At 31.3% G+C, this 1,642-nt stretch carries 2 protein-coding genes; both read right to left on the bottom strand.

What is annotated here, in order from left to right; translation table 11 throughout:
* Nucleotides 1-16: 16 nt before the first annotated feature.
* Nucleotides 17-538, bottom strand: coding sequence for a hypothetical protein (locus AACY61_RS13460; protein ID WP_339612096.1), 522 nt, complete (start codon nt 536-538; stop codon nt 17-19).
* Nucleotides 535-1,642 (bottom strand): glycosyltransferase family 2 protein (locus AACY61_RS13455; protein WP_339612095.1); only part of this gene is annotated, 1,108 nt, incomplete at its 5' end. The genes AACY61_RS13455 and AACY61_RS13460, both read right to left, overlap by 4 nt.

Raw genomic sequence — 1,642 nt, 5'->3', positions numbered from 1 at the left:
GACTGACTTATATATCTCAATCTATCTCGTGTAAATTTAGAATTTGTATCAGTTCTTTTAAATATTCACGTTCACTTTCAAAATCTTGTTGTAATTGATAAAACTGAAGTTTTTTTATACGAAAGACTTTGTTTTCTGAATGAACAGAAATTGCATTACTTAACACTATTTCGGCATTTTCAAAATTTTCTTCCTCAAATTCTAAATTGATTAAATATGTAAATGCCTCTTTATAAGCTGTATTTTTTTCTAAAATCCTATTGAAATAAATTCGTGCACTATCTTGTTGGTTTGTTAATTGATGGACTCTACCTATTAAAACCTGAAAATCCAGATACTCGGGACTTGTTTTTTTACCCAAATGAGCTTGCTTTAAAGCTCTGGAATATTCTTTTTGCTTTAATGATTCATATGCCTGTAGTAATAAACTATCTGTGTTTATTTTTTGGGCAAAGGAAAATTGAACACCAAAAATAATCAAACAAACAAAAAGTGAAAATTTCTTAAATGTGAACTGATTATATTTTAAAATATTCATATTTTGTTATTTTTTTTTACTTCTACGAACCCTTTTCTAATCATCACACCCCAAGTTGCTTCCTTTTTTGTAAAAAACTGCCAATAGCCTTTTATTGCCGCGACTACAATAACCGGGTGGTAAACCAAAGGCTCTATAAGCGCCATGCCTACTAGTTTTATAACTTCTTTCATATTTGCATAACTCTTGTAAAGCAATTCATCCAGCAAAATAGAGATGATCGTAATATTAATATAAAACAAGTAAACAAAAAGCATTGACCATAAAAAAAACTCATAATTGATAAAGCCGGAATAAAAATAGGACATAATTAAACTTGTAACAATCAAAATCAAACCAAAGGCTTCAATTATGGGAGCTAAAAATTCAAAGAAGAAAAAATAGGGCAATGAAAACCAAGATGTCCTGCCATATTTTGGATTGAAAAACATGTTTTTATGAATTGTCAGTGTTTGAATCAATCCTCTGGCCCAACGAACACGTTGACGCATTAATATTTTGAAGTTTGGGGGGACTTCAGTCCAACACAATGATTCTGGAATGTATTTAATTTTAAACTTTTCTTTTCTTTCATACATCACTTTTCTCATTCTAATGATAAGCTCCATATCCTCACCCAAAGATGTATGCATATAACCTCCTGCTTTAATTGCGATTTCCTTATTAAACATTCCTAAGCCACCTGAGACCAGTATTAGGCTATTTAACTGGCTCCAGGCCATTCTTCCAAATAAAAAAGCACGTACATATTCCAATTCTTGAAACATGGGATACCATTTTTTTGGAAAATGTACTTTTAATAAAAAGCCTTCGTTAACTTCACATGAATTTGAACTTCTAATTGCTGCTCCTGTAGCGATAACTTTTGTTTTACTCTCTATAAAAGGCTTAACTAGCTTGACAATTGTATTGGGTTTTAAAATACAATCTACATCTGTACATAAAAACAAAGGGTATTGCGATGAGTTAATCCCGGCGTTTGAAGCATCAGCCTTAGATTTTCGATTTTCCTTGTCAACCACCAAAAGTTTTGAATATACTGGGTTTTTTGATTTATAGTGACCTCTAACAGGAGCCGTTGCTATTTGTTCCTGATAATAAAAA

The sequence above is a fragment of the uncultured Planktosalinus sp. genome (assembly GCF_963973675.1).
Lineage (GTDB): Bacteria > Bacteroidota > Bacteroidia > Flavobacteriales > Flavobacteriaceae > Planktosalinus.
Note: the sequence above shows the minus strand (reverse complement) of the source record. Positions and strands in the feature narration are given on the sequence as shown.